Below are 19,456 nucleotides of genomic sequence, written 5' to 3'. Positions count from 1 at the left end.
CTACGCCGCCGCGTAGCGCGCCTTCAGCAGGGCGTAGACCAGCCGCGCGGTCTGCACCTCGCCGCCCTCCGGCCGGCCGGGCTTGGTCGAGGGGTTCCAGCCGTAGAGGTCGAAATGCGCGTGCGCCCGCGTCCGCGGGGCGAAGCGGCGCAGGAAGAGCGCCGCGGTGATCGCCCCCGCGAAGGGTCCACCCGAGACGTTGTTGAGGTCGGCCACCTTCGAGTCGAGCAAGCTGGCGTAGGGCGCGTGCAGGGGCAGACGCCAGACCGGGTCGATCGCCGCGCGCCCCGCCGCCGCGATCGCCTCGGCCAGCGCGTCGTCCTCGGTGAAGAGGGCCGGCAGGTCGGGGCCGAGCGCCACCCGGGCGGCGCCCGTCAGCGTCGCGAAGTTGATGAGGAGATCGGGCTCCTCCGCGTCGGCGAGCGCCAGCGCGTCGGCGAGGATCAGGCGCCCCTCGGCGTCGGTGTTGCCGATCTCGACGGTCAGCCCCGCGCGGCTGCGCAGCACGTCGCCCGGCCGGAAGGCCTCGCCCGAGACCGCGTTCTCGACCGCCGGAACGATGAGGCGCAGCCGCACGGAGAGGCCAGCACCCATCACCATGTCGGCGGCGGCGATGGCCGCTGCCGCGCCTCCCATGTCCTTCTTCATCAGCAGCATCGCGGCCGAGGGCTTGATGTCGAGCCCGCCGGTGTCGAAGGCCACGCCCTTGCCGACGAGCGTCACGCGCGGCGCCGTCTCCGCCCCCCAGGTCAGGTCGATCAGCCGGGGCGCGCGCGGCGAGCCGGCCCCGACCGCGTGGACCAGCGGGAAATCGCGGGCGAGATCCTCGCCCTCCGTGACGCCGACCCGCGCCCCGTGCCGCTCGGCCAGAGCGCGCACGGCGGCCTCGATCTCGGCGGGCCCCAGATCGTTGGCCGGCGTGTTGACGAGATCGCGCCCGCGCGCGACCGCCGCGGCGACGCGGTCGATCTCGTCGGCATCCACGTCCTCGGGCGCCACGAGGCGCGGCGTCTCGGTCCCACCCGAACGGTAGCGGCGGAAGCCGTAGGAGCCCATCAGCCAGGCGAGCGCCGCCGCGTGCGGATCGGGTGCGCCCTCCATCCGGTAGGTGCCGACCGGCAGGAGGCCCGGCAGCTTGCCGGCGATCAGCCGGTCGTGGGCCGGTGCCTCCGGGTCACCGAGGCCGAACAGGACGCGGCCGAGCCCGCCCTCCGCGTCCGGCAACAGGGCGAGGCGTCCCGCCTTCGGGGCGAAGCCCGTGGCCGTCGCGAAGGCCCGCTGCGCCGGTTCCAAACCGGCCTCGACCGCCGCCCAGTCCGCGGCGGGGACCAGGGTCACCGGAACGCCCGGGGTGCCGGCCGGCAGGAGGCCGGGCGTGGTGTCGTGCGTGTGGTCCTGCGTCCCGCCCATGGGCCCCGTCATCTCCTCAACCTGCGCAGGTCATGCGGTTTAACCGCCGGTTAGGGTTAACGCTCTACCCCGGGCCGACGGGGCCGTGAAGTTCGTGCGGTCCCTCTGCGTTTCCGGAGCGGACCATGAACACGGCCCTGCGCCTCTTGGCAGCTGCGCTCGTCGCGCTCGCGCTCGGCGCCTGCCAGACCCGCTCGCCCGAGACCACCGGCTCCATCGGCCCGTCCGCCGCGCGCGCGCCCCTCGGCCGCGCCGAGGTCGAGGGGCTGGGCGTCCGCTACCGCGAGAACCCGAACGATCTCGGCAGCGCGATGCGCTACGCGCAGGCCCTGCGCGCCACGGACCAGCGGACGCAGGCCGCCGCGGTGCTGCAGCAGGCGGCCCTGCGCAACCCGCGCGACCAGGCGGTGCTCGGCGCCTACGGCAAGGTGCTGGTCGAGGTCGGGCGCTTCCAGGAGGCGCAGGAGGTCCTGCAGAACGCCCACACGCCCTCCCAGCCGGACTGGCGCATCCTGTCGGCACAGGGGACCGCCGCCGACCAGCTCGGCGACCACGCCCGCGCCCAGGGCTTCTACGAGGCGGCGCTGAAGATCCGGCCGGAGGAGCCCGCGATCCTGTCCAATCTCGGGCTGTCCTACGCGCTGGCCCGCCGGCTCGACCAAGCCGAGACGGTGCTGCGCCGCGCCGTCCAGAACCCGGCGGCGGATGCCCGCGTGCGGGCGAACCTCGCCATGGTGCTCGGCCTCAAGGGCCGGTTCGCCGAGGCCGACACGCTGTTGCGGCAGGACTTGCCCCCCGCCGAGGCCGAGGCCAGCCTCGCCTCCCTGCGGGGGCTGGTGTCCCAGCCGAACCGCTGGAAGGCGATCGAGGCCGCCGACCGCGCGGCTGCCAAGCCCGCCGCGAAACCCGCCGCCGCGCTCGGGGCCGGGACCATGGCCGACCCGAGGGGGTAGCTCCCGGCCGCGCCCACCCGTGGTAGGAAGCGCCATGCGCGCCGCCCTCCCGCTCCTCCTCTGCCTCACCGGAACCGTCTTCGGATCCGCGCGCGCCGAGCCGCCCGCCGCGAAGAAATCCCCACCGGTGATCGGCTGCGCCTCGCTGGCGAATTACCGCCTGCTGATGCGCCAGGTCGGCGACGCGGCCGGCGCCGCCGCGCTCGTCGCCGACCCGAAGGCGGACCATCTCGGCTGCGGCGCGATCAACCCCGAGACCGTGACCGGCATCGGCGACCACGTCGCCCTCGACGGTCAGGCCTACGATTGCCTCGGGCTGCGCAGCACGGGCGTCTGCCAGTGGGTGGCGGCCGGCGCGCTCGGGCCGGCCGCGCCGCGCAAGGCCGAGCCCGCGAAGGCGTCGAAGGAGAAGGGGCGGCCCTGAGCCCGGATCCGCCTCAGGCCGAGGCCAGCGGCTTCGAGACGTCCTCCAGCGAGCGTCCCTCGGCCGCCGTGCCCCAGACCCCGCCGACGACCGAGGCCACCAGCATCAGCGCGGCGCCGAGCAGGTAGCCGCCGAAGACCGCGTCGCGCGAGCCGGTCTCGACCAGCGTCCCGAACAGGAGCGGCCCCGAGACGCCGCCGATGCCCGTGCCCAGCGCGTAGAAGGCCGCGATGGCGAGCGCGCGGATCTCCAGCGGGAAGGTCTCGGCCACCGTCAGGTAGGCCGAGCTCGCCGCCGCGGAGGCGAAGAAGAACACCACCATCCAGGCCGCGGTCTGGCCGACGGGCCCCAGCAGCTCGATCTTGAACAGGTAGCCGGCGATCGCCAGCAGCACGGCAGAGATGCCGTACGTGAAGGCGATCATCGGGCGCCGCCCGATCGTGTCGAAGAGGCGCCCGAGCAGGACCGGCCCCAGGAAGGAGCCCAGCGCGAAGGGCAGCAGGTACCAGCCGACATGGCCGCCCGGCACCCCGTAGAAGCGCTCCAGCACCAGGGCGTAGGTGAAGAACAGGGCGTTGTAGAAGAAGGCCTGCCCGATCATCAGGCAGAGGCCGACCAGCGTCTGCTTGCGGCTCGTCACGAACATGGCGTGCGCCACCTCGGAGAGCGGGGTGTGGTGGCGGGTGCGCAGCCGCGTATGCTTCTTCGGATCCGGGGGCGGCAGGGTGATGCCCGCATCGGTGAAGCGCTTCTCGATGCCGGCCACCACCCGGTCGGCCTCCGCCGCGTAGCCGTGGGTGACCAGCCAGCGCGGGCTCTCGGGGATCCAGCGGCGCAGGAACAGGATCACGAGGCCGATGGCCCCGCCCGTGAAGAAGGCGACGCGCCAGCCCCAGGCCGGGTCGATCACCTCGGGCCTGAGCAGCACGATCGACATGAAGGAGCCGAGCGCCGCCCCGATCCAGAACGAGCCGTTGATGACGAGGTTGGTCCAGCCCCGGGCCTTGGCCGGCACGAGTTCCTGGATGGTCGAGTTGATCGCCGTGTACTCGCCGCCGATGCCGGCCCCCGTGAGGAAGCGGAAGACGCAGAAGCTGTAGACGTCCCAGGACAGGCCGGTCGCCGCGGTGGCGACGAGGTAGAGGGCCAGCGTGATGAAGAACAGCTTCTTGCGCCCGATCCGGTCGGTGAGCCAGCCGAAGCCGACGGCCCCCGTCACCGCGCCGACGAGGTAGGAGCTCGCCGCCAGCCCCACGTCGAACTCCGAGAAGGACATCGGAGGGTTGCGCAGGGCGCCGACGAGGGCGCCGGCCAGCGTCACCTCCAGCCCGTCCAGCACCCAGGTGATGCCGAGCGCCACGATGACGAGGATGTGGAAGCGGCCCCAGGGCAGCCGGTCGAGCCGGCCCGAGATGTCGGTGTCGACGACCTCGCCCATCGGCACCCGCTCCGGCGTGGCGCCAGAACCCTCGACCTTGCCCTCGACCTTGCTCGCCATGCGCGTGTTTACCCTGACTCGCGGGAGATGTTGGGAAGTCTGTGCAGTGTCCGTCCGTTCAGACGGACCTTCACCGGCGTCGGGCTCAAGTAGGGCGCTCACGCGGATGCGTACCGATGAAATCCCGATTTTTGAGAGAGCTTGCCCGTCTGGTCCTCCTGGCCGCGCTCGCGGCCGGACCGACGACCTTTCCGACCCACGCCGCCGACGGCACGCTCGGGCAGACGCGGCCGCGGGTGGAGATCGGCGCCGAGATCTGGCGCCTGCGCCCGTCCCAGACGAGCGCGGCGCTCCCGGCCGGGGCGGCGCGGAAGGGGGCCGCGACCGAGATCCCGGAGGCGCGGCGCAACGTCCGGATGGTCTACCCGGCCCTGGTAGAGGCGCGCTGAGGCCGCCGCGAACCGGGACGCGCGTGCCCCGTCAGGCCTCTGGCTCCAGCCCGAGCCCGCCGAAGACGAGTTGCACGATCGTCGTCTTGGCGGCATCGTAATCCGCCGCCTCCAGGCGCTCCTTCCGCTTCATCAGCGCCATCTGGTCCGAGAAATCGGCATAGGCCTGGGTCATCGCCCAGATGCAGAAGAACAGGTCCGCCGGGCTGATCGGCCGGACCTTGCCGGCGGCGGCCCATTCCTCGACCATCGCCACCTTCGCGAGCAGCTGCGGCGTGGAGACCCGCTCGATGAAGCTGCCGATATGCGGGGCACCGCTGATGATTTCGGTGGCATAGATCTTCGACAGGGAAGGGTGGTCCCGCGAGAAGTCGATCTTGCGGTGGATATAGTCCTTCAGCACCGTGCGCAGGTCGCCCGAGGCGTCGAGCGCGTCGATGTCGGCCGCCCACCGGTTCATCGCCCGCTCCAGGAGGGCGCGGTAGAGGTCCTCCTTGTTGTCGAAGTAGTAGTACAGGTGCGGCTTGGACACGCCCGCTCCCTCGGCGATCAGCGCCGTGGTCGCGCCGCGCAGGCCGTAATTGCCGAAGACCTGCTCGGCCGCGTCCAGGATCTTGTCCTCGACGTTCGGTCCCGGCGGCGGACGCCGCCCGCCGCGCGACGTGCCGCGGATCCGCACCTGCTTGTCCCTCACCGACATCGAACGCACTGGACGCTCCGCCGCTTCGCGATTTTCGGGCCGCCCGCACCGGCCCGCCTCCATCCGCATCCTCGCACGACCCGCTCCGGAAAACCCGGCCGGAGGATCTTGCGCAGACCGATCGTTTAAGGGATCTTACCGATCGTTAAAAACCGGCACAACGATTGCGATGCCGCCCGGGCGGCCAGCGAACGGACGAGGCCGGACCACTCGGGAGGTGGCAGATGTCGATTCACGCAAACGAACTCGCGCCCCCCGGCGCGGCGGTACCGGACGTGCCGGGCGGCACGCATGCCGCGGTCATCATCAAGCCGAGCTACGACCCGAACCTCGTCAACGAGGATCTGGCGCCGCTGCGGAAGCAGACCTGGGGCACCTACAACATCTTCGCCTTCTGGATGTCGGACGTGCACAGCGTCGGCGGCTACGTCACCGCCGGAAGCCTGTTCTCGCTCGGCCTCGTGAGCTGGCAGGTGCTGATCGCGCTCCTCGTCGGCATCGTGATCGTGCAGGTCTTCTGCAACCTCGTGGCCAAGCCCAGCCAGATGTCGGGCACGCCCTACCCGGTGATCTGCCGCGCCTCCTTCGGGGTGAAGGGCGCCAACATCCCGGCGATCATCCGCGGCCTGATTGCGGTGGCGTGGTACGGCATCCAGACCTACCTGGCATCCGCCGCCTTCATGGTGGTGGCGCTCCGCTTCTATCCCGAGCTCGCTCCCTACGCCGATCTCAAGCAGTACGGCTTCGCCGGCCTCTCGGCGCTCGGCTGGACCTCGTTCATGTTCCTCTGGGTCGTGCAGGCGCTGGTGTTCTGGCGCGGCATGGAGGCGATCCGCGTGTTCATCGACTGGGCGGGTCCCGCGGTCTACGTCGTGATGATCGCGCTCGCCGGCTATCTCGTCTGGCGGGCCGGGCTCGGCAATGTCGGCCTCACCCTCGGCGAGGTGAAGTACACCGGCTGGGCGGCGCTGCCGGTGATGCTCAACGCAATCGCGCTGGTGGTCTCCTACTTCTCCGGCCCGATGCTGAACTTCGGCGACTTCTCGCGCTACGGCTCGAGCTTCGCGGCGGTGAAGCGGGGCAATTTCTGGGGCCTGCCGGTCAACTTCCTGGGCTTCTCGCTGCTGACCGTCATCACGGCGTCCGCCACCGTGCCGGTCTTCGGCCACCTGATCACCGATCCGGTCGAGACGGTGAGCCGCATCGACAGCACCTTCGCGGTGGTGCTCGGCGCCTTCACCTTCATGGTGGCGACGATCGGTATCAATATCGTGGCGAATTTCGTCTCGCCGGCCTTCGACTTCTCGAACGTCGCGCCGAAGCGGATCTCGTGGCGGATGGGCGGGATGATCGCGGCGGTGGGCTCGATCTTCATCACCCCGTGGAACCTCTACAACAACCCAGCGGTGATCCACTACACGCTCGATATCCTGGGCGCCTTCATCGGGCCGCTGTTCGGCATCCTGATCGCCGACTTCTACCTCGTGAAGAAGGAGCGGATCGTTCTGGACGACCTCTACACGATGAGCCCGACGGGCACCTACTGGTACGAGAACGGCTACAACCGGGCCGCGGTGACGGCGCTGATCCCCTCCGCGCTGGTGCCGGCGCTCTGCGTGCTGATCCCCGGCCTCGGGGCCGTGGCGAACTTCACGTGGTTCATCGGCTGCGCGCTCGGCTTCGTGATCTACACCGCCCTGATGCGCCGCCAGCCGGCGCTGACGGCCCAGCCGGCGGAGTAGGCGAGGGAGCTTCCCGCCTCCGCAGGGGGCGGGAGTGCTCAGGGCCCATCGCTTCGAAAGCCCAGGCCTGAACCGCGCCAGCCCCCTCTCTCCTCTGCGGAAGAGGGGGGAGGGCGAACGCGGGGACCGCAGCCCCTGGTACGGTCGAAGCGCGGTGAACCCTACCCGCCGAGGATCGTGCCCAAGCTCAACCCGCCCTCGCGGGCGAACTCCCCGGCCGAGACCTTCCGGCCGCCCTCCGGCTTCACCCGGAACACCTCGATCTGTCCGCCCTGCGCGGCGACGCGGAACGAGTCCTCGCCGACCGCCACCACCTCGCCGAGCTTGCCCCGCACGTCGCCGAAGCGGCGGATCGGGTGGAGCTTGGCGTCGAAGATCTGCAGAGTCTTGCCGCCGAGCGTCGTCCAGGCGCCGGGCGCCGGGTTCGAGGCGCGGATGATGGCGTAGACGTGCTCCGCGTGGCTCGCCCAGTTGATCGCGGATTCGCGGGTGCGGAACCAGCCCTCGTAGCTCGCCGCGTCCTCGTCCTGCGCGATCTCGACATGCTCGCCCGCCACCACGAGGTCGGCGGCCTCCAGCATCGCGGCGACGCCCTGCGGGAAGAGCTGCTTGAAGTAGACGTCGCCCAGCGTGTCGTCGGGCCCGATCGCGCAGGTCTTCTGCAGGATCACCGGCCCCTCGTCGAGGCCGTCGGTCGGGCGGAAGATCGTGAGCCCGGTCTCGGTGTCGCCGCGGGCGATCGGCCAGTTGATCGAGGAGGGCCCGCGATAGCGCGGCAGGAGGGAGGGGTGGTACTGGATGGTGCCGTGCCGCGGGATGTTGACGAAGTCCTGCGGCGCGAATTGCAGCACGTAGGCCATGATGCCGATATCGGCGTCGAGCCCGCGCATCGCCTCTTCCGCCTCCGCGCTCTTCAGGCTTGGGAACTGGAAGACGGGCAGGCCGCGCTCCTCTGCAGCGGTCCGCAGCACGTCGGGCTTGGCGCCCGGCTTCTCGGGGGCGCAGAACACACCCGCCACCGTGTCGCCGCGGTCGAGGAAGGCCTCGAGCACCGCCTTGCCGAAATCCTGCTGACCGATGAAGGCGACGCGCATGAATGATCCTCTCGGCAATCCCTGAGGCCGGACGGCAGCGCGGGCGCGGGGAGGACCGCGCCCGCGTTCAGGGACGAAAACGTCGTCGGGCCGCGGCCTCCGGCGGGAGGCCGCGACGGCAGGCCGTTACTCGGCGGCGATCTTCTGCACCGCGCCGACGGCGCCCGAATGCTCGATCTCGGCGATCTCGGCATCCGAGTAGCCGAGCACGTCGCGCAGGATCTCGTCGGTGTGCTCGCCCAGCAGCGGCGAGCGCGTCACCTCGGCGGGGCTCGCCGAGAGCTTGATCGGGTTTCCGACGGTCAGGTACTTGCCGCGGGTCGGGTGGTCGACCTCCACGATGGTGCCGGTCCGGTGCAGGGCCTCGTCCTCGGCGATCTCCTTCATCGACAGGATCGGCCCGCAGGGGATGTCGAACTTGTTGAGGATGTCCATCGCCTCGAACTTGTCGTGCTTCATCGTCCAGGCTTCGATGCGCGTGAAGATCTCGTTGAGATGCGGCAGGCGCGCCTTGGGCGTGGCGTAGTTCGGGTCGGTCTTCCAGCCGGGCTCGCCGATGATGTCGCAGATCGGGTCCCACACCGCGGCCTGGGTGATGAAGTAGATGTAGGCGTTGGGATCGTGCTCCCAGCCCTTGCACTTGAGGATGCGGCCGGGCTGGCCGCCGCCGGAATCGTTGCCCGCGCGCGGCGTCGCGTCGCCGAAGGGAATGCCCTCGCCGAACTGGCTGTACTCGCGGAGGGGGCCGTGCGTGAGGCGCTGCTGGTCGCGCAGCTTCACCCGGCAGAGGTTCAGCACGCTGTCCTGCATGGCGCAATCGACCCGCTGGCCGAGGCCGCTGTGGGTGCGGTGGAACAGCGCCGTGACGATGCCGAGCGCGAGGTGCAGGCCGGTGCCGGAATCGCCGATCTGGGCGCCGGTCACCATCGGGATGCCGTCGCGGAAACCCGTGGTCGAGGCGGAGCCGCCCGCGCACTGGGCGACGTTCTCGTAGACCTTGCAATCCTCGTAGCGGCCGGGACCGAAGCCCTTCACGGAGGCCAGGATCATGCGCGGGTTGGCCTCGTGGATCTTCTCCCAGGTCAGGCCCATGCGGGCCAGCGCGCCGGGGGCGAAGTTCTCGACGAGGACGTCGCACTCCTTGATCAGGCGCCAGAGCACCTCCTTGCCCTTCGGGTTCTTGGAGTCGAGCGTGATCGAGCGCTTGTTGTGGTTCAGCATCGTGAAATAGAGGCTGTCCACGTCCGGGATGTCCTGGAGCTGGCCGCGGGTGGCGTCGCCGACGCCCGGACGCTCGACCTTGATCACGTCGGCGCCGAACCACGCCAGGAGCTGCGTACAGGTGGGACCGGACTGGACGTGCGTGAAGTCCAGGATCTTGATGCCGTCCAGAGCCTTGCTCATCGTCTCTTCCCTGTGCGCGGCGCCGTTGACCGATATCGCCGCCCGAAGCCGGACCCGGTTGCGAGGGAATCGGCAGGCGACAGGCGCTCGATTTTGTCAGCCTAAGTTGGAATACCAGATTCCAGATGTCAAACCGTCAGCCCACCGCGGCGGTGGATGGACCAGCCTACATATTATGGCACAGGGTATGCCAACCTGGCCGCCATCTCAAGCGGCCGATACACCGGCGGCCGACCAGCGACGGATATTGCTGCATCTGCGAAAAGGCGCCCGCGCCGCAAGATTTCGCATCGCAAAACAAGTTGTTGATCCAGAACAAGCCCGCAGCACGACTTGGCAAGCGGCGGGGCTTAGCTCATCCTCGCGGGCAGGACAGCCGCGCCCGTGCGGCCGAGAACAGGAGCCAAGTTCATGCTTGCCAGCAGCCGCCTGATCAAAGCTTCGTGGATCGCGGTCGAGGTCACCCGCGAGCGGGCCGAGCGGGTGCTCGTGGTCGAGACCTACATCGCGGTGAGCCCGCTGGAGCGGAACTACGATGCCGGCCAGTACGAGAAGGTGGTCGGCTGCGTGCGCCAGGTCCTGGAGACGCATCCGGAGATCGACCGCGCCTCGATCCTGAGCATGCACCGGGACGCGGGCTGCACCGCCCTGTTCCGGGAGACCTCCGCGGCGGCCTGATCGTGAGCGCGGCGGCCGGACACGGCGCGGGACACGACCCGGAACAGGGTGCGGAACGCGGCCCCTGGAACCCGGGCATCGAGTCGACCCTGCCGCGGGCCTTCCTGCCGCTCGCCACGGTGTTCCGGCCCGAGAACGTGGCGACGCCGCTCGCCGAGGCGCAGGAGGTCGCGGCCTTCTCCGGCCTCGCGGCGACCGAGGTGGTCGAATTCCGGCCCGAGCGGCTCGTGGTGCACGAGCTGCTGATCCGGGTGATGGCCGATCTCTCGGTGCCGATGGGCGAGACCTACGGGGATCTCGGCGTCAATTTCCGTGCGATCGTCGCGGCGATCCACGCGGACGTGGCGGCACCCCGGATGGCGGAGATCCGCGCCTGCCACGCGGCGGCGCGGGAGGAGCTTTCCGCCCGCATCGCGACGGAACTGGACGCGATGCTCGCCCCGCCCGCGCCCGCCGAGTCCGCTGCGGCGCCGTCGCGCGGCTGGCGGGCGCTCCTCGGTCTCGGGCCGAGACCCGCCCCCGCGCCGGCTCGCCCGGCCCCGGCGCCGCCGGAGGTGCGGGCCGAGGCGCATCTCGCCGAGTGGGAGCGGCGCGCCGGCGAGGACCCTGCCGAGGGCGCCGCGCAGGCGGGTCTCGCCCGCGTGGTGCGCAGCCTGATCCGCCATCGCGGCGGGCTCGTCGGCGACCGCCCCCTGATCGTGCGGCTCGCCTCCACGCTCGCCCTGAACCGGGAGGGCAGCCGCCGGATCGGCCGGCTGATCGAGCCCTGGTTCGCCGAATCCGTCGCCCGGGCAGGCCACACGGTGGTGCGGGCGCAGGCGCAGCCGATCGTGATGAACGTGAAGGGCGCGTCGGCGTCGGGCAAGAGCACGATGCGCCCGTTCCAGCGGGCGCTCGCCGCCCGCCTCGACATCCCCTGGTCCGATTTCGCGGTGATCACGCCGGACATCTGGCGCAAGTTCCTGCTCGATTACGACAGCATCGGCCCGGCCCACGGCTATGCCGGCACGCTCACGGGCCACGAGGTCGAGATCGTGGACGCCAAGCTCGACCGCTACATGGCCCGCAAGGCCCGAGAGGGGCGGATGTCCCACCTCCTGATCGACCGCTTCCGCTTCGACAGCTTCAACGCCGTCTCGGGCACGCAGGACGGCAGCCAGCTGCTCACCCGCTTCGGCCACCGGGTCTTCATGCTGTTCATGATCACGCCCCCCGAGGCGACGGTGGAGCGTGCGTGGCTCCGGGGGCTGCAGTTCGGCCGGTTCAAGGCGGTGGACGACCTCCTGGCCCACAACATCGAGGCCTTCTCCGGGATGCCGGAGCTGTTCTTCACCTGGGCGCTGAGCGCCGACAAGGAGGTCCACTACGAGTTCCTCGACAACAGCGTGCGGCTGGGCGAGCGCCCGCGCACCATCGCCTTCGGCACGAACGGGGCGATGACCGTGCTCGACCTCTCGGGCATGCTGGCGGTCGAGCGCTACCGCCGGATCGACGTCGAGGCGCGCGCGCCCGACTCCGTCTATCCCGACGCTGATATGCTCGCCCCGGTGCACAATACCGGCTTTCTGCGCGCCTGCGCCCGGCGGATGGGGACGATCCGCTTCGCCGAGCGGTCGAGCGGGCGGGTCTACTCGGTCCACCGGGCCGGGCGCCTCACCTGCCTGGACCGTGCCGCCCTCGACCGGGCGCTGGCCGACCCTGACAGCCGCGCCGCCTTGGCGGCGATCGGGGGCGGTCAGCCCGAGCGGATCCAGGACGGGGCGGCGGCGGAGACGCTCGACCGCGCGCGGACCCTCACGCTCGGGGCTTGGGCGGAAGAGGCCCGGGAGGAGGTTCCGGAGGCGGCGGAGGCCTGAGCGCGCCGCGTCCTCCCGCCCGTCAGCGCCGCCGCACCCGCACGGGCCGCGGTTGCAGGCGGAGGGCGGCTGCGCGGCACGCCGCGTGCAGGGCGAGGCAGGCCAGCGCCGCGGCGGCCGCAGCGAGGCTCGACGTCAAGGGCATCGTCGCGGAGATCGTCGTCAGGGGGATCGTCACGGTGAGCATGGAACCGTCCTCCGCCGATGGCCGATATCTGCGAGGCTCGTCCCCGCACGGTTAACGGATCGTGAAGGACCCGGCCGCAATCGTTAGGCCGCAATTAACCGCGATGCTCGATCCCGGGCCGAACCCGCCCCGCAGCCGCCCCGAGGAGGACCGTCGAGGGATGAGACCCCATCCGCGCCGCGCCACGCTCGCCGGGGTGTTTGTCGGCCTTGCCGCAGCCCCCCTGGCGGCCGCACCCGCTGCGGCGCAGGAGGCCGCGCCGCTCTACCTGCGCATCCGTCCGCCGGAGGCCCGCGCGCCGGAGGCGGGCACGGGCGGGTCCGGCCGCCAGGGGGCCTACGACGAGGCGGCCCCGGCCGGCGCGCTTGCCGGCACCCTTGCCGACGCGGAGGCGATCCGCCGGGCCCGGGCGGCCCGCGAGGCGGTCTGGGAGCGCAGCAACGCGCGCGCCCGCGTGCTGATCGCCTCGGTCTGCACGGGCTGCATGAAGCCGATGCCGCCCGCCCCGGTCTCCGCGGATCCAGAAACCGCTACCGCACCGCGACCCGCGGAGCCGGCCCCCGCCGGGACGCTCGCCGCCCTGACGCCGGACCCCGCGCCTCAACATCCCCGAACCCAGGAGGAGAGCCCGTGACGCAATCCCATCCGACCAGCGCCGCCGAGCCCGACGTCGCCTGCCCGGTCCCTATGGAGACGCTCGGCGCGATCTACCGGGCGGACGAGTACGACCTGCCGGAACTCCTCGACGCGATCCAGCCGCTGAAGCGCGCGCAGCTCGCCGCCTACCTGTACGGCAAGAGCCACATGCACCAGCTCGGCCTGAAGGTCGCCCGCGCCTGCACCCGCGAGGACCTGGTCCGCGTCGCGGGCGAGATCGGCTCGGTGATCCACGGCCAGGCGCACCTGCCGCCGCCGAAGCCCGCCGCCGTGCCGGTTCCCGGCAACAAGCCGGGCCAGAAGAAGATCAGCCTCGGCGGGCAGAAGAAGGAAACCCCGAAGATCAGCCTCGGCGGCTCGGCCGCGAAGGGCCGCAGCTTCGACTGGTGACCCGATCCCCGCGGGAACCGCCCGGTTCCCGCGCGCTTGAGAACGACGCCGCGCGGGGCGACGCCGCGCGAGGACGCGCGCACGGAGACAGGTATGTTCGCTCCCTGGTGGAAGCTCGGCATGGATGCCACGATGCTGGCCTTCGAGTCGCAGCAGGTCATCGGCATGCGCCTCGCCATGCTGTCGCTCGGCGGATCGGCGGCGCAGGTCGAGGCCCAGCGCATGGTCACCGAGAAGATGGTCGCGGCGGGCGAGGCGGCCCTGCTGATGGCCTCCGGCGGCACCGCCGCGGGCGTGGTGGCGGGCTACCGCCGCAAGGTCCGGGCGAACGCGCGCCGCCTGTCGAAGCGGCGCTGAGCGCAAACCCGGCGCACTGCTGCGGCGCACAAGCCGTTAAGACTCGCTTAACCCTGCCCTCCCATCGTCCCCCGCGGGGAGAGCCAGGAGAGCACCGCATGGAGATGATCACCGAGCAGCAGGTGCGCGAGCGCGCCTACTACATCTGGGAGGGCGAGGGCCGGATCCACGGCCGCGCCGACGCCCACTGGCTGCGCGCGGAGACCGAGCTGCGCGCGCCCGTCGCGGCCGCCAAGACCGCCCGGAAGAGCCGCGCCAAGGCCGTGGAGGCCGTCGAGGCCGTCGCGCCGGCCACTAAGCCCGCCGCCCGCAAGACCGCTGCGCGCAAGGCGGAGGCGGTGACCGCCGAGGTCGCCGCCAAGCCCGCCGCCAAGCCCGCGGTCAAGGCTGCCAAGCCCTCGGCGAAGACTGCTGCCAAGCCCCCGGCGAAGACTGCTGCGAAGAATCCGGCCGTGCCCGCGGGCCTCGCCACCAAGGCCAAGGCCGCCCGGCCCGCCGCGATCGCCCTGCACTGAGTCGAGGCCGCGGCGCGTCCGCGTCCCGGACCATCCGGAGCCCGCCCCGCGAGGGGCGGGCTCCTGCCGTTTCGAGGCACACATCCGAAGGAACGCGTCCGAACCTGGGCCGTTGACCCGATATCCCCGAGAAGGAGCGTTCCGTGAAGATCCGTCCGGCCCTCGGCCTCGCGCTCGCGCTTCTGCCGCTCCCCGCGGTCGCAGGCCCGCTCCTGGGCGCGCCCGTGCCGGTGACGCCCGGCGGCCGGGCACCCTGGAACCCGCCCTGGGCCTACGATTCGGGAAGCGACAACGACCGCCGGCCGGAGCTGCCCTACTACCAGCAGGGCCGCGGCCAGCAGACGGGCGGCCCCGCCCGCAACCTGCTGCCGGACGACGGCCTGCACCTGTTCCCGCGCTGAGGCCCCGGGGCGGCCATGGCGCGCGCGGTCATCTTCGACATCGACGGGACGCTGCTCGACAGCGTCGACCTGCATGCGGAGGCCTGGGTCGCGGCCTTCGCCCGGTTCGGCATCGCGACCGACTTCGCCACCGTGCGCGGCCAGATCGGCAAGGGCGGGGACGAACTGATGCCGGTCTTCGTGCCCGAGGAGCGCCTCGCGCGCGAGGGGGAGGCGATTGAGGCCTACCGCTCCGACCTGTTCAAGCGGGATTACCTGCCGCGCGTGAAGCCCTTCCCGGGCGTGCGCGCCCTGTTCGAGCGCGTGCGCGCCGAGGGCCTGACGATCGCGCTCGGCTCCTCGGGCAAGCGCGCGGAGGTCGAGCACTACCAGGAGATCCTCGGGATCACCGACCTCGTGGACGTCGCCACGAGTTCCGACGATGCCGACCGCTCGAAGCCGCATCCCGACATCTTCCAGGCGGCGTTGGAACGGCTCGGCGGCATGCCGAAGGATCGCGTGCTGGCAGTGGGTGACACACCCTACGATGCCGAGGCCGCGGGAAAGGCCGGGATCGGCGCGATCGGCGTGCTCTGCGGAGGCTTCCCGGAGGCGGACCTGTCGGCGGCCGGCTGCCGCGCCATCTACCGCGACCCGCAGGATATCCTCGACGGCTTCGACGCCTCGCCGCTCGCCCGGAGACACGGACACACGACCTGAACCACTGCCCGACCGCGCACGTTCATCCCAGCTCATACGTGCGATGGCGCACATGCGGTGCGGGCTTATGCACCGCCGCGTTGGCGTGCCGGCTACCGAATTTTGCCCATAGGGCTGGTCACGGCGGCTCGAAAGGCGTATCGCGCCGCCCGCGGTTCAGAATCATTCGAGACGAGCGCGTATCATGCCTCAATCGGTCGTCGGCCTGCAGGCCCGGTCCGTGTCCGAGAAGTCCCTCGCCCAGCTCGTGAGCGAGGCGGTCCAGAGCCACGCCACGCCGATCAGCCAGTTGCTGCGGCTGATGTGGCGGGTCGATGCCGAGCCCGGCGCCAACGAGAACCTGCGCGCGCAGCTGCGCGCCCGCATCGGGGCGCCCCTCGCGTCCTGATCCACGCTCGCGCATGCCTCGACCGGCCGGCTCCGCTCCGCGGGGCCGGCCGCGCGCGTTTCAGGGGGAGGGCTCAGCCCCGCCCGGCCTCGGTATCCGCGCGGGCGAGTTCCCGCCACGCGAGCACCAGACGCTCGACCGCCGCGAGATCCTCCGCGCCGAGCCGCCCGAGGGTGCGGCCCACATAGGCCTCCTGCGCGGCGATGCCCCGCGCCGCGAGGTCGCCCCCGGCCGGGGTGAGGTGCAGCGCGTGCGAGCGCCGGTCGCCGGGGATCGGCCGCCGCTCGACCAGCCCGGCCTCGACCAGCCGGTCGATCAGCCCCGAGACGTTGCCCTTCGTCACGTAAAGCCGGGCCGCCAGATCCTGCTGGGTCAAGCCCTCGCGCTCGGTGAGCGTCGAGAGCACGTCGAATTGCGGGATCGACAGGCCGATACCGCGCAGCTCCGCGGCGACCGCCGCCGTCACCCGCCGGTTGAGGCGGATGAAGCGGAACCAGACCCGGAGCGGGTCGGGATCGGGGATCGGCTCGAGCGTGGGACGCGACATCGTGGTCGCACCCTATAGCAGAGGGAAGCGGGGGCGGCATCCGTCTAAGGCCACGCTCGCGCTGGCGCGGGGGATGACCACTCTGTAAGAGCGGGAAGCCCGCGGCCGCGCCGCCGGGATCGCCGATGTCCGCCGGAGAGCCATGCGCCGCCCGATCGTCGAGGAGCCCGTCACCCGCGCCGGCCCGCTGGCCCGCCGGCTCGCCCTGTTCGCGATCCTGGTGACCGGTCTCGCCCTTGTTCTGGTGCGCGATCCCCGCGCCGAGACCGGTCCGGCGCTGGCGACGCTTGCGGCCGGGATCGGCGTGGCGCTGCTCGCCGTGCTGGTGGCGGGCTTCGCCTTCGTGCGGGTCTGGCGCGAGGGCGCGCGCGGGCTCGGTGCCGCGGTCGCCGGCCTGTTCCTCGCCGCGCTGGTCCTGGCCTATCCGGCCTACGCGGCGCTGCGCGGCCTCAGGCTGCCGGCGCTCAACGACATCAGTACCGACATCGAGAATCCGCCGGCGTTCTCGCGCTCGCGCACGGCCTTCGCGGCGCGCGACGGGCGCTACCCGCCCGAGCCCGGCCCCCAGGCGCGCGAGCGCCAGCGCGCCGCCTACCCGCAGATCGCGCCGCTGACCCTCGACGTCGACGCGGACGAGGCCTTCGAGCTGGCCCGCAAGGCCGCGGTGAACCGGCGCTGGCAGATCGTGGAGGCGATCCGTCCGGGCGGGCGCCTCGGCAACGGGCGGATCGAGGCGGTCGCGCGCGGGCTGCTGCTCAACCTGCCGGACGACGTGACCGTGCGGGTGCGCCCGCGGGCGGACGGGGCGCGCATCGACGTGCGCTCGGCCTCGCGCCTCGGCGGGCGGGACCTCGGCGTCAACGCCGACCGGATCCGCGCCTACCTGGACGAGGTCTCGAACCTCGCGCTGGCGCTGAAGTAGCGCCGCACGGAGGGCCCCGCGCGGTGCCTCACGCCGGACGATAGCGCCCGTCGATCCGGACCGGGCCGTCGCTCAGCACCGCGCCGCGCTCGACCAGATCCTCCAGGTGGGCGAAGACCGAGAGCATCGCGGCGCCGGTGAGGCGCGGGTTCAGCCCCTGGTAGATCGCCGCGACGATCGCGCCGATATCGGCGTCCCCCGCCGCGATCCGCGCCCGGATGGCGGCCTCGCGCTGGCGGCGGTGATGGGCGAGCCCGCGCACGAAGCGGCGCGGGTCCCGCACCGGCCCGCCGTGGCCCGGCCAGTACACGGCCTCGTCCCGGGTCCGCAGCTTGTCGAGGGAGGCCATGTAGGCGCGCATCGAGCCGTCCGGCGGCGCGACGACGCTCGTCGACCAGGCCATGACGTGGTCGCCCGAGAACAGGGCGTTCTCCTCGGGGAGCGCGAAGGCGAGGTGGTTCATGGTGTGGCCGGGCGTTCCGACCGCCTCCAGGGTCCAGCCGGGGCCGGAGATCTCCTCCCCCTCGGCGAGTTCCCGGTCCGGCCGGTGCTCGCGGTCGGCGCTGGCATCGAGCATCGGCAGCTCGCCCGCGCCCAGCGCCCGGGCGGCGCGGTGCGGGCCGCAGCCGACGATGGGCGCGCCCGTGCGGGCCTTGAGCAGCCGCGCGCCCGGCGAATGGTCGCGGTGGGTGTGGGTGACGACGACCTGCGCGACCGTCTCGCCGGCAAGCCCGCCGAGCAGGCGGTCGAGATGGCCCGGATCCTCGGGGCCCGGATCAATCACCGCGACCTGGCCCCGCCCGACCACGTAGGTGCAGGTGCCGCTCGCGGTGAAGGGGGAGGCGTTGGGCGCCACCAGCCGTCGCACCAGCGGGGTCAGCGCCTCGAAGCGGCCCGCTTCCGGCAGCGCCGTCTCGAAATCGGGGCCTTCCGCCATCGACCGCTCCGCCCATCGCCCGCGAACGGACGACGCCTACGCCATCGCGCGCGGCGTGTCAGCGCCGAAGCCCTCAGCGGCCATAGGGCGAGGGCTGCACGACCCGCAGGGGCACGAAGCCGCTGGGCGCGCGCTCCGGCATCAGGAAGCCGCCGACCGAGGCGACCCGCACCACGCTCTCGCGCTCGGCCGCCCGCAGCACCTGCCGGAAGGCGCGCGCCTGCGCCTCGCGTTGGAGCGCGCCGACCCGGTCCTCGATCTGCCGCCGGGCGCTGCCCGGGATCCGGGCGGTGCGATAATCGACGAGGGCGAGGCTGCCCGAGGCGCGCACCGCCACGCGTGCCGAGTCCCGGGTCGCCACGGCGTCGCCCGCCTGCAGGGTGGCGTCTTGCGCGACCGAGAGGAGCGGGCGCCCCTCCGCCCCCTGGCAGGAACAGTCCGCGACGCGGCGCTGGCGATAGACGTTGGCGAGCGCCGAGGCCCGGTAGGGCTGCCCCTGCGGGCTCACCGCCTGGTCGAGCTCGGTCGAGCCCGCCGCGAGGGTGTAGAGGTTCGTGCGCGCCCCGGGGCAGGCGGCGGCGCAGGCCGCCTCGTGGACCGGCAGGTCGGCGCGCGCCCGCAGGTTGCCGATGGGGAAGAGGTAGCCGTCGCACATCCGCACGCAGACGGTGCGGCGTCCGTCCCAGCCCTCGGCGGCCGGGCGGGACAGGCGGGTGCTGCGGCGGATCGCGTCGCGCCGTCCCTGCCAATGGGTGGTCAGGGCGGGGCCCGGCCGCGCGGCCGGGACGATGTGGCGGCGGGGCAGCGCGCCCGGTTCGGGCAGGGCGACGTAGCGCGCGGCCTGCCGCGGCGCCGGCTCGGGCGGGGGCCCGCGGAAGAGTGCTTCGAGGAAGCTGAACGGATTGCGGCCGTCGGAGGCGTGACCGACGCCCGAGGCCAACGTGACGCCGCCGACCCCGAGGACGAGGCCCGCGAGGAGCGGAGCGATCAGCCGCCGACAGGGGCCCACGGCCGCCAGTCCCCGCAACATCCGCGCGTCCACGCCCATCTCGCCCATCCCCCGGATCGGGCGTGCCGGCCCGCGCAGGCGCGAGGCCCGCGACCGAGACCGCGTCGCCGAAACCGGACGCCCGGCGAAAGCTAGGCCTGACCGATCGGGCCGGGGCAAGTGTGGCGGAGAACGGGTCCGTCCGGCGTCATCAGGGATCGAACGAGTGTGGACCCGTCTCGATGATCGAATATGGCGCGACCCGTGCCGTTCCTGGCCAGATTGCCCCGCATCCGGGGCAAGCGCGCAGGGTCCCGTGA

At 72.2% G+C, this 19,456-nt stretch carries 23 protein-coding genes; 14 read left to right on the top strand and 9 right to left on the bottom strand.

Annotation, left to right across the window (positions count from 1 at the left end):
- A complete protein-coding gene (locus tag DK427_RS19240; protein ID WP_109952662.1) occupies positions 1 to 1,410 on the bottom strand; it encodes a leucyl aminopeptidase family protein in 1,410 nt (469 codons plus the stop codon).
- Between the two features lie 125 nt (positions 1,411 to 1,535).
- Here DK427_RS19240 and DK427_RS19235 point away from each other — a divergent pair, with 125 nt between their 5' ends.
- Both DK427_RS19235 and DK427_RS19230 read left to right on the top strand, forming a co-directional pair.
- Positions 1,536 to 2,363 (top strand): tetratricopeptide repeat protein, encoded by an 828-nt coding sequence (locus tag DK427_RS19235; RefSeq protein ID WP_109952661.1) that lies wholly within the window; start codon positions 1,536 to 1,538, stop codon positions 2,361 to 2,363.
- A gap of 34 nt (positions 2,364 to 2,397) precedes the next feature.
- The gene (locus DK427_RS19230; protein WP_109952660.1) at positions 2,398 to 2,787 is read left to right on the top strand and encodes a hypothetical protein; all 390 of its coding nucleotides are present in this window, start codon (positions 2,398 to 2,400) and stop codon (positions 2,785 to 2,787) included.
- A gap of 13 nt (positions 2,788 to 2,800) precedes the next feature.
- On the opposite strand, the gene DK427_RS19225 is transcribed toward DK427_RS19230, so the two are convergent.
- A complete protein-coding gene (locus tag DK427_RS19225) occupies positions 2,801 to 4,285 on the bottom strand; it encodes an MFS transporter (RefSeq protein ID WP_109952659.1) in 1,485 nt (494 codons plus the stop codon).
- A gap of 116 nt (positions 4,286 to 4,401) precedes the next feature.
- Between DK427_RS19225 and DK427_RS19220 the strand changes: the two genes are divergently transcribed.
- Positions 4,402 to 4,674, top strand: a complete 273-nt coding sequence (locus tag DK427_RS19220) for a hypothetical protein (RefSeq protein WP_245930635.1) — start codon at positions 4,402 to 4,404, stop codon at positions 4,672 to 4,674.
- Between the two features lie 31 nt (positions 4,675 to 4,705).
- Here the strand turns inward: DK427_RS19220 and DK427_RS19215 are convergent, their stop codons facing one another.
- A complete protein-coding gene (locus DK427_RS19215; protein ID WP_162559838.1) occupies positions 4,706 to 5,374 on the bottom strand; it encodes a TetR/AcrR family transcriptional regulator in 669 nt (222 codons plus the stop codon).
- A gap of 224 nt (positions 5,375 to 5,598) precedes the next feature.
- Between DK427_RS19215 and DK427_RS19210 the strand changes: the two genes are divergently transcribed.
- Entirely contained in the window at positions 5,599 to 7,116 is a 1,518-nt protein-coding gene (locus DK427_RS19210; RefSeq protein WP_109952657.1) for an NCS1 family nucleobase:cation symporter-1, read from the top strand.
- A gap of 161 nt (positions 7,117 to 7,277) precedes the next feature.
- Here the strand turns inward: DK427_RS19210 and DK427_RS19205 are convergent, their stop codons facing one another.
- On the bottom strand, positions 7,278 to 8,210 hold the full coding sequence (locus DK427_RS19205) for a methionyl-tRNA formyltransferase (protein WP_109952656.1): 933 nt from the start codon (positions 8,208 to 8,210) through the stop codon (positions 7,278 to 7,280).
- 126 nt (positions 8,211 to 8,336) lie between these two features.
- The gene (frc, locus tag DK427_RS19200; protein ID WP_109952655.1) at positions 8,337 to 9,614 is read right to left on the bottom strand and encodes a formyl-CoA transferase; all 1,278 of its coding nucleotides are present in this window, start codon (positions 9,612 to 9,614) and stop codon (positions 8,337 to 8,339) included.
- 411 nt (positions 9,615 to 10,025) lie between these two features.
- Between frc and DK427_RS19195 the strand changes: the two genes are divergently transcribed.
- Positions 10,026 to 10,292, top strand: a complete 267-nt coding sequence (locus tag DK427_RS19195) for a hypothetical protein (RefSeq protein ID WP_109952654.1) — start codon at positions 10,026 to 10,028, stop codon at positions 10,290 to 10,292.
- Positions 10,293 to 10,294: 2 nt separating this feature from the next.
- Positions 10,295 to 12,148 (top strand): DEAD/DEAH box helicase family protein, encoded by a 1,854-nt coding sequence (locus tag DK427_RS19190; protein ID WP_109952653.1) that lies wholly within the window; start codon positions 10,295 to 10,297, stop codon positions 12,146 to 12,148.
- Between the two features lie 22 nt (positions 12,149 to 12,170).
- Here the strand turns inward: DK427_RS19190 and DK427_RS26465 are convergent, their stop codons facing one another.
- Positions 12,171 to 12,335 carry a hypothetical protein gene (locus DK427_RS26465; RefSeq protein ID WP_162559837.1) on the bottom strand — a complete coding sequence of 55 codons (165 nt, stop codon included), beginning with the start codon at positions 12,333 to 12,335 and terminating at the stop codon, positions 12,171 to 12,173.
- 160 nt (positions 12,336 to 12,495) lie between these two features.
- Between DK427_RS26465 and DK427_RS19185 the strand changes: the two genes are divergently transcribed.
- The 7 genes from DK427_RS19185 (at position 12,496) to DK427_RS19155 (ending at position 15,742) form a co-directional block, all read left to right on the top strand.
- Positions 12,496 to 12,969, top strand: coding sequence for a hypothetical protein (locus DK427_RS19185; protein ID WP_204165192.1), 474 nt, complete (start codon positions 12,496 to 12,498; stop codon positions 12,967 to 12,969).
- Positions 12,966 to 13,382: a hypothetical protein gene (locus tag DK427_RS19180; RefSeq protein ID WP_109952652.1), complete on the top strand. Its 417-nt coding sequence runs from the start codon at positions 12,966 to 12,968 to the stop codon at positions 13,380 to 13,382. The genes DK427_RS19185 and DK427_RS19180 overlap by 4 nt, the downstream gene beginning before the upstream one ends.
- Before the next feature lie 93 nt (positions 13,383 to 13,475).
- A complete protein-coding gene (locus tag DK427_RS19175) occupies positions 13,476 to 13,739 on the top strand; it encodes a hypothetical protein (protein ID WP_109952651.1) in 264 nt (87 codons plus the stop codon).
- Between the two features lie 98 nt (positions 13,740 to 13,837).
- Entirely contained in the window at positions 13,838 to 14,254 is a 417-nt protein-coding gene (locus DK427_RS19170) for a DUF2934 domain-containing protein (RefSeq protein ID WP_109952650.1), read from the top strand.
- 143 nt (positions 14,255 to 14,397) lie between these two features.
- Positions 14,398 to 14,655, top strand: coding sequence for a hypothetical protein (locus DK427_RS19165; RefSeq protein WP_425452481.1), 258 nt, complete (start codon positions 14,398 to 14,400; stop codon positions 14,653 to 14,655).
- A 15-nt stretch (positions 14,656 to 14,670) separates the two neighbouring features.
- Positions 14,671 to 15,354, top strand: a complete 684-nt coding sequence (locus DK427_RS19160) for an HAD family hydrolase (RefSeq protein ID WP_109952648.1) — start codon at positions 14,671 to 14,673, stop codon at positions 15,352 to 15,354.
- A gap of 184 nt (positions 15,355 to 15,538) precedes the next feature.
- Positions 15,539 to 15,742, top strand: a complete 204-nt coding sequence (locus DK427_RS19155; protein WP_109952647.1) for a hypothetical protein — start codon at positions 15,539 to 15,541, stop codon at positions 15,740 to 15,742.
- A gap of 73 nt (positions 15,743 to 15,815) precedes the next feature.
- On the opposite strand, the gene DK427_RS19150 is transcribed toward DK427_RS19155, so the two are convergent.
- Entirely contained in the window at positions 15,816 to 16,289 is a 474-nt protein-coding gene (locus DK427_RS19150) for a MarR family winged helix-turn-helix transcriptional regulator (protein ID WP_109952646.1), read from the bottom strand.
- A gap of 142 nt (positions 16,290 to 16,431) precedes the next feature.
- On the opposite strand from DK427_RS19150, the gene DK427_RS19145 reads away from it, so the two are divergent.
- Complete coding sequence (locus tag DK427_RS19145; RefSeq protein ID WP_109952645.1) at positions 16,432 to 17,211, top strand: DUF1499 domain-containing protein; 780 nt, start codon at positions 16,432 to 16,434, stop codon at positions 17,209 to 17,211.
- Positions 17,212 to 17,239: 28 nt separating this feature from the next.
- Here the strand turns inward: DK427_RS19145 and DK427_RS19140 are convergent, their stop codons facing one another.
- Both DK427_RS19140 and DK427_RS19135 read right to left on the bottom strand, forming a co-directional pair.
- A complete protein-coding gene (locus DK427_RS19140; protein WP_109952644.1) occupies positions 17,240 to 18,148 on the bottom strand; it encodes an MBL fold metallo-hydrolase in 909 nt (302 codons plus the stop codon).
- A 73-nt stretch (positions 18,149 to 18,221) separates the two neighbouring features.
- On the bottom strand, positions 18,222 to 19,205 hold the full coding sequence (locus DK427_RS19135) for a DUF2865 domain-containing protein (RefSeq protein WP_109952643.1): 984 nt from the start codon (positions 19,203 to 19,205) through the stop codon (positions 18,222 to 18,224).
- Positions 19,206 to 19,456: the final 251 nt, after the last annotated feature.

The organism is Methylobacterium radiodurans (assembly GCF_003173735.1).
Lineage (GTDB): Bacteria > Pseudomonadota > Alphaproteobacteria > Rhizobiales > Beijerinckiaceae > Methylobacterium > Methylobacterium radiodurans.
Note: the sequence above shows the minus strand (reverse complement) of the source record. Positions and strands in the feature narration are given on the sequence as shown.